This window comes from Candidatus Eisenbacteria bacterium (assembly GCA_016867715.1).
In the GTDB taxonomy this organism is placed as follows: Bacteria; Orphanbacterota; Orphanbacteria; order Orphanbacterales; family Orphanbacteraceae; genus VGIW01.
On the sequence record VGIW01000124.1, the window covers coordinates 1 to 7,788 of the forward strand.

7 protein-coding genes are annotated in these 7,788 nt (G+C 68.3%); all 7 read right to left on the reverse strand.

What is annotated here, in order from left to right:
• On the reverse strand, positions 1-266 hold a 266-nt coding region (gene murC, locus FJY73_13490), incomplete at its 3' end, for a UDP-N-acetylmuramate--L-alanine ligase (GenBank protein MBM3321670.1).
• Between the two features lie 4 nt (positions 267-270).
• Positions 271-1,419 (reverse strand): undecaprenyldiphospho-muramoylpentapeptide beta-N-acetylglucosaminyltransferase, encoded by a 1,149-nt coding sequence (murG, locus tag FJY73_13495; GenBank protein MBM3321671.1) that lies wholly within the window; start codon positions 1,417-1,419, stop codon positions 271-273.
• Complete coding sequence (gene ftsW, locus FJY73_13500; protein MBM3321672.1) at positions 1,416-2,594, reverse strand: putative lipid II flippase FtsW; 1,179 nt, start codon at positions 2,592-2,594, stop codon at positions 1,416-1,418. The genes murG and ftsW overlap by 4 nt, the downstream gene beginning before the upstream one ends.
• Positions 2,584-3,960, reverse strand: coding sequence for a UDP-N-acetylmuramoyl-L-alanine--D-glutamate ligase (gene murD, locus FJY73_13505; protein MBM3321673.1), 1,377 nt, complete (start codon positions 3,958-3,960; stop codon positions 2,584-2,586). The genes ftsW and murD overlap by 11 nt, the downstream gene beginning before the upstream one ends.
• Positions 3,957-5,042: a phospho-N-acetylmuramoyl-pentapeptide-transferase gene (locus tag FJY73_13510; GenBank protein MBM3321674.1), complete on the reverse strand. Its 1,086-nt coding sequence runs from the start codon at positions 5,040-5,042 to the stop codon at positions 3,957-3,959. The genes murD and FJY73_13510 overlap by 4 nt, the downstream gene beginning before the upstream one ends.
• Entirely contained in the window at positions 5,043-6,458 is a 1,416-nt protein-coding gene (gene murF / locus FJY73_13515; protein ID MBM3321675.1) for a UDP-N-acetylmuramoyl-tripeptide--D-alanyl-D-alanine ligase, read from the reverse strand. It lies immediately after the preceding gene.
• The coding region (locus tag FJY73_13520) for a UDP-N-acetylmuramoyl-L-alanyl-D-glutamate--2,6-diaminopimelate ligase (protein ID MBM3321676.1) at positions 6,455-7,788 on the reverse strand (1,334 nt) is incomplete at its 5' end. The genes murF and FJY73_13520, both read right to left, overlap by 4 nt.

Consider the following 7,788-nt stretch of genomic DNA (forward strand, 5'->3'; position numbering starts at 1 on the left):
ATCCCCGCCTCGGCCGCCTTCCGAACCTCTGGGTTCTCCTTTCGGATCGCGGAGGAGACGACGACGACGTGCGCCTCGCAGACGAGGTCCGATTCGTGCCCCTCGACGATCTTCGCACCGAGCCCCTCGAGGCGCTCGGTCACATCGGTACGCCGGAGGTCGGAGCCGGTCACTTCGAAGCCGAGGTTGAGGAGGATCTCCGCGATCCCGCTCATCCCGGTCCCGCCGATGCCGACCAGATGAATCCTCCGCACCCTTCCGAACATCGTCTTACCGAACGCCGCCTTCCTCGACTCCTGAATCGTTCGTGTGAGAACCTTCAATCCCTCCCCCCTTCCCGACCGCGGCCAGGATCTCCTCGGCGATCCGCCGCGCCGCCTCCGGCCGGCCGAGCGCGCGGGCCCGGCGGCCCATCTCCAGCCGCCGCGCCTCGTCGTCCAGAAGCTCCTTCATCGCGCGCCCGAGAATCTCGGGCGTCAACCTTTCCTCTTCGAAGTGAAGCGCCGCGCCACGCGCGGCGAGAACCTCCGCGTTCCGCGATTGATGCCGGTCCGCCGCCGAAGGGAACGGGATCAGAATCGACGGCAGGCCGAGCGCGGTGATCTCGGCGAGAGTGGAGGCGCCGGCGCGGCAGACAACGAGGTCCGCCGCGCCCAAGGCGTCTCCCATGTCGGTGAGGAACGGGACGGGGCGCACGAGGAGAGCGATCCGGCTGCAGGATTCCCGAACCGTCTCGTAATCGGCCTCTCCGGTTTGGAAGAGGACCTGAACCCCATCTCTCGCCTCCCACCTCTCGAAAGCCTCCCGGACGATGCGGTTCATCGTCCGGGCCCCCTGGCTGCCGCCGACGACGAGAATCGTGCGGCGCCGATCGTCCAACTCGTACCGGCGGATCGCGCGCTCCCGGTTCCCCCGAAGGATCTCCGGGCGGACCGGGTTCCCGGTGACTCGGGCGCGCGCGCGCGCCGGAAGACCCTCGCGCGCCTCCTCGTAGGCGAGGAAGACGCGCCGCGCGAAGCGGGCGTTCCAGCGCGTGGCGACGCCCGCGATCGTGTTCTGCTCCGCGGCGAAGACGGGGACGCGAAGGAGCGCCCCCGCGAACGCGACCGGCGTGCTCGCGTATCCTCCCATCGCGACGACCGCGTCCGGCCTCCGCCGAAGAAGAAGCGCGAGCGATCGGATCACGGCGATCGCGAGGCGGAGGAAGAACCCGGCGAGAGCGGCGCGGTTTCCCCGCGGCATGCCGCGCACCGGGATCGACCGCCACGGAATCCCGTACGGTTCGAGAAGCCGCGCGCCGCGGACCCCGCCGATGATGAAGAGCGGCTCGAGATGCGCGCGCGCGCGAAGCTCCTCGATCACCGCCACCGCGGGGAAGATGTGCCCCCCGGTTCCGCCGCCCGCGAAGACCACCCTCATGGACTCCTTTTCCCGAGGCGCTCGCGCGCGAGATCCGCCGAGGCGAACGAGCGCCGGTACGACTGCCTCGAAATGTTGAGAAGCACGCCGGTGCCGAAAAGCGCGACGATGATCGACGAACCGCCGTAGCTCACGAACGGAAGCGGAACCCCGGTCGTCGGCATTGCGTCGGTGACGACCGCGACGTGCATCATCGCGTAGAGCGCGACGAGGAAGGTGATCCCCGACGCGAGCAGCCTTCCCTCGCGGTCGGGGGCGCGCGCGGCGATCCGCATCCCGCGCCACGCGAAGAGAAGGAGGAGAACCATCACGGCTCCCGTCCCGACGAGGCCGCCTTCCTCTCCGATGATCCCCAGAACGAAGTCAGTGTGCGAATCGGGGAGGAAGAAGTACTTCTGCTTCGACTGCCCAATGCCGACCCCCGTAAGGCCTCCCGATCCGAGCGCGATGAGCGACTGATCGACCTGGTAGTCGGATGCCTTCTTGTCCTCCCGCCCGTCCTTTCGGTCGAGAATCCGGTCGAGCTGATACGGGCAGGCTGCGACGGAGACGGCGGCCACCACGAGGAAGAGCGCGGCCACCTTGGCAAGATGGATCAAGCGGATTCCTCCCACGAAGAGAACGAGCATCGAGAGGGCCGCGACATGCACGACCGCCGAAAGGTTCTTCTGGAGCGCGATCAGCACGATGACCAGCCCAAGCACTCCGATCGGCGGGACGAGAGGACGAAAGACCTCGAGGCTTCGCTGCCTTCTGGAAAGAAAGCTCGCCAGGTACACGATGATGAGGAGCTTGGCGAGCTCGCTCGGCTGGAACGAGATCGGCCCCCAGCGGATCCAGCGGCGCGCCCCTCGCTCCTCGTCGCCCCACCCGATGAAGAGGACGAGCACGAGAAACGCGATTCCGATCCCTATCAAGAGACGCGAGCGGCGCGTGAGCGTGCGATAGTCGGTCCGATAGGCGGCCCAAAGCCCGAAGAGGGCGATCGCCACGCGGACCAAGTGGTTCTTGAGGAAGTAATGCGGGTCTCGAAACAGCTCCGCCGCGCGGAAATTGCTCGCGCTCGACACGACCACGATCCCGATCCCGACGAGAAGGAGAACGACGGCGAGCAGGATCCGGTCCGGCCCGCAGCGCTCCGCCCGGAATCCCTCGGATGATCCTTCAGTCTTCATGTTTTTCCCTCTCGGCGAGCCCCCGCACCGCCTCCTTGAACACCCTTCCCCGGTCCTCGAAGTCGCGGAACCAATCGAAGCTCGTGCACCCGGGAGAGAGGAGGACCACATCTCCCTTCCGCGCCATCCGGTACGCCAACAGAACCGCCTGCTCCATCGAGTGTGCGTAGCAGCGCTCGGGCAGCTCCGGGAACGCCTCGTCGATGAGCCGCCGGGCCTCGCCGATCAGGACGAGCCCCCGCACGTGGATCGACACGAGATCCCGAAGATCGCGGAAGTTCGGCTTCTTCGGCCGCCCGCCCGCGATCCACACGATCGGCGCGTCGAAGCTTTGCAGCGCGACCGCCACCGACTCCACGTTCGTGGCCTTCGAATCGTTGATGAAGGAGATGCCGTTCACGATCGCGACCCGCTCGAGACGGTGCTCGAGGCCGGGGAACGATCGGAGCGTCTCCCGGATCACCGCGTTCGGCACGCCGAGCACCTTCGCGGCCGCGACCGCCGCGAGCGCGTTCGTCCGGTTGTGCGGGCCGGGGATCGCGATGTCCCTCTCGAGCGCGACGAGCTCCTCCCCCTCGAGCGCCGAGAGGATCTCCCCGTAGCGAAGGTAGACGCCCGGGATGCGGCCGTAGAACGACCGGCTGATCCACGCGCATCGAGGCGCCTCGTTCCGCGCGAGCGCGCGGCAGGCGGGGTCGTCGTAGTTCAGGATCGCCCAGTCGGCCGAGGTCTGGTTCTCGAAGAGGCGCGCCTTGATCCGAGCGTACTCCTCGAAGCTCCCGTGCCGGTCCAAGTGGTCTTCGGTGATGTTGAGGAGAACGGCCACGCGCGGGCGGAAGGAATGGATTGTTTCAAGTTGAAAGCTCGATACCTCGACCACAACGAGATCCGGATCGCGGTAGGGACCGACGACGCCGGAGAGGGCGCGCCCGATGTTCCCCGCGACGGCGACCCGGCGGCCGTCCTTCGCCAGGATCGCGCCGATGAGCTCCGTCGTCGTCGACTTCCCGTTGGTTCCGGTGACGGCGACGAGGGGGCAGTCGGACGAGCGGAACGCCAGCTCGATCTCCGAAAGAACCTCGATCCCGCGCGCGTCCGCCTCGCGAAGGATCGCATGGTCCCGCGGGAATCCCGGGCTCACGACGACCCGGTCGATGCCGTCCAGGAGGCGCGGCTCCGGCTCGCCGAAATGGAAGCGCGCCCCTTCCTCTTCCCACGCGCGGAACTCCGGAGCTTGGTCCGCGGGCGGCTCGTTCCGGTCGTACGCCAGCGGGACCGAGCCCAGGCGAAGGAGGAGGTCGACCGCCGCCCGCCCGCTCCGCGCGGTCCCGAGGACGAGGTACTTCTCGTTCTTCCAGTCCGTCATCGCAGCTTCAACGTGCTGAGGGAAAGGAGCGCGAAGAGAATGCCGATGATCCAGAAGCGGACCACCACCTTCTCCTCCGTCCAATTCTTCAGCTCGAAATGGTGATGGAGCGGCGCCATGAGGAAGATCCTCTTCCCCCGCCAACGGAAGGAGGCGACCTGCAGCACCACCGAGAGCACTTCCATCACGAAGACCCCGCCGACGAGCGCGAGGAGAAACTCCATCTTGATGAAGATCGCGACCGCGCCGAGAGCCCCGCCGAGCGCGAGGGAGCCGGTGTCCCCCATGAAGACATCCGCCGGATGCGCGTTGAACCAGAGAAAGCCGAGCGAGGCGCCGACGAGGGCGCCGCAGAAGACGGTGAGCTCTCCGACCCCGCCGAGAAACGGGAGGTTCAGGTACTCGGCGAAGCGGACGTTTCCGGTGACGTAAGCCATCCCCGCGAAGGTGAAGGCGCCGAGGGCGACGAGACCGATCGCGAGGCCGTCGAGGCCGTCCGTGAAGTTGACGCCGTTCGAGGCGCCGGTCAGCACGAGCACGACGAACGGGAGATAGAGATAGCGGAAGTCGATCACGACGGTCTTGAAGAAGGGGACGGTTGTCTTGGTCTCCCAGCCGGGCGCCGGCGGGTCGAGCATGAGGACCGCGCCGAGGAAAAGACCGAGGAGAATCTGTCCGGCGAGCTTGTAGCGCCCGGCGAGGCCGCGCGGGTAGCGCTTCACCGCCTTGAGGTAGTCGTCGAGGAAGCCGATGCCGCCGAGCCAGAGCGTCGTGAGGAGCGCGAGCTGGACGTACCGGTTCGTCATGTCCGCCCAAAGGAGTGTGGGGACCGCGACCGCGAGAAGGATGAGGATCCCTCCCATCGTGGGGGTCCCCCTCTTCGCGCGGTGCGTCTCCGGGGTGAGATCGCTTCCGGCCTCGAGGAGCTGGCTCTTCCGCAGGCGCCGGATGATCCACGGGCCGAGGAGAAAGCAGAGAAGAAGGGCGGTCACCGCCGCGTACGCGCTCCGGAACGTGATGTAGCGGAACACGTTGAAGATTGAAAGAGAGTCGCGGAGCGGATAGAGAAGGAAGTAGAGCATCTAGCGATTCCCCTCCGCGGCGGCGGCGAGCGAGCTTCGGAGATCGCCGAGAATCTCCTCCATGCGCATCGCGCGCGAACCTTTGATAACCAAACAATCTCCCGCCTCGAGATCCGAAGCGAGGCGCGCGCCGAGCCCCTGGCGCTCCTCGATCCGCTCGACCCGATCCGCCGGAAGGCCCGCGCGGAGAGCTTCCTCGGCGGTCCATCGGACGCATTCTCCGACGAGAACGAGCCGGTCGAGCCCCGCGCGGGCGGCCGCGCGCCCGACCTCGCGGTGGTCCTCCTCCTCGCGGTCCCCGAGCTCGCGCATGTCGCCGAAGACGAGAACCCGCTTCCCCTCGATCTTCACGTGTTGGAGGAAGTCGATCGCGCCCCGCGCGGAGGCGAGGTTCGCGTTGTACGTGTCGTCGATAAGGAGAACCCCTCCGGCGCGCTCCGGACGGAAGCGGCCCGGAGGGGGCTGGAAGCGGGCGAGGCCCGCGCGGATCGTCTCCGCCCCGAGACGGGCCCCGCGCGCGACCGCGAGGGCGGCGAGGAGGTTGTACGCGTTGTGCATCCCGTAAACCGGCGCCGCGAACGCCTCCCCTCCGACCGCGAGACGCACCCCGTCTTCGTTCCAAGGCTCCACGCGCTCCGGCCGGACCGCGCACGACTCGGACCAGCCGAACGTGCGCGCGGTTCGGCCTGTCCGCGCGACCGCATCGAGAAGCGCCGGATCGTCGCCGTTCGCGTAGACGGCCGCCTCTCCCTCGAGATACGAAAGGAGACGGCACTTCTCGCGGGCGACATTCTTCACGCTTCCCAACCCCTCCAGATGCGCGGCGTGCGCGTTCGTGAGGAGCGCCGTGTCCGGCCGCGCGAGGGCGCCGAGCGCGTCCATCTCCCCCGGCGCGCTGATCCCGAGCTCCACCACCGCCCAGCGGTGCGCCACCTCGAGGCGAAGGAGCGTGAGCGAAAGACCGAGGATCGTGTTGAAGTTCGCCGGAGAGGCGAGGGTCGGCGCGTCGGCCGAGAGGATCGCGGCGAGAAGCTCCTTCGTCGTCGTCTTTCCGTTCGACCCGGTGACGGCCGAGAGGCGCGGCGAGAATCGCGCGCGGTGCGCGGCGGCGAGACGTACCAGCGCTTCTTCCGCGTCGGCGACGGCGAGAATCCTCTCGCGCGGAAGATCGGCCGGAAGATCCCCGGCGCGGTCCTTCCGAACCACGGCGAGAGAGGCTCCCTTTCGAAATGCTTCACCCACGAAGCGATGGCCGTCGGTCTTCTCGCCGGGAAGAGCGAAGAAGAGATCCCCCGCACGGAGCGTCCGCGTGTCGATCGACGCGGAAGGCCCCCCGCGCGGGCCCTCCGCCGGGGCGGGGCCGAGCGGCGTCCCCGCGAGGATGCGCGCGAGCTCGCGGACGGAGTAGCCGTTCACCGGCCTCCCTCCCTTCGCTCGTCCAGAAGCTCCTCCGCGATGTGCCGTTCGTTCCAGGGAAAACGCTCCAACCCGACAATCTGATAGCGCTCGTGCCCCTTCCCCGCGAGGACGACCGTGTCCCCCTTGCGGGCGAGGGCGAACGCGCGGGCGATCGCCTCCCTCCGGTCGGGGATCCCTTCGTAGACGCCGTTCCCCTCGCGGAGGCCCGCTTCGATCTCGAGCCGAATGTTCTCCGGATCCTCGGTGCGCGGGTTGTCGTCCGTGAGAAAGACGAGGTCCGCCTTCTCGGCCGCGATGCGCCCCATGATCGGCCGCTTCCCCCGATCGCGGTCCCCCCCGCAGCCGAACACGAGAAGGACGCGCTTCTCCGTCAGGAGGCGGATCGTGTCGAGGAGCCGAAGGAAGCCGTCCGGCGTGTGCGCGTAGTCGATCACGACGCCGAAAGGCTGCCCGCGGTCGACCCGCTCCATCCGGCCGGGAGGCGTCTCGCACTCCGCGAGCCCCGCGGCCGCCTCGCGGAGAGAGAGTCCGGATTGAAGAACGAGCCCGACCGCCGCGAGCGCGTTCGAGACGTTGAAGGCGCCCGGAATCGGGAGGAAGGCTTCCGCCTCTTCTCGTCCGCAAAGAAACCGGAGAGCGGTTCCGCCGATCCCGGACCGGAGGACGACGGCTCGAAGATCCGCCCCCTCGGCTTCTCCGTAGACGATGCGTGGAAGGGGCGAGATACCGAGAAGGCGCGCGCCCGTTTCGTCGTCCGCGTTGAGGACGGCCGAGGCGACCTCGATCCGGTCGTCGGCGATCTCCGCGGGAAGAAAGAGGCGCATCTTCTCGCGGCGGTACGCCTCGACGCTCCCGTGGAAGTCGAGATGGTCGCGCGTCACGTTCGTGAGGGCCATCGAGCGGAATCGGAGCGCGACGAGACGCCGGAGCGCGACCGCGTGCGAGGAAGCCTCCATCGCGACCGCGCGCGCGCCGTCCCGCCGCATGCGCGCGAGGATCCGGTGAAGCATGTCGGGGCCGGGCGTCGTGTGCGTCGCGGGAAGCTCGTGCGTTCCCCAGCGGCATCCGAGCGTGCCGATGAGCCCGCACGCGCGCCCCGCCGCATCGAGGATCGAGCGGACGAGGAAAGTGACGGTTGTCTTTCCGTTCGTTCCCGTCACGCCGAGAAGATCGATCGCGCGGCTCGGATGCCCGTGGACCTCGGCCGCGGCAACGCCGAGGGCGAGACGCGCGTCGGGAACGACGATCTGCGTGAGCGGGACGGACGCGATCGCGCGCTCGACGATCGCGGCCGGCGAGCCCTTCTGGAGGACATCCGAAAGGAAGT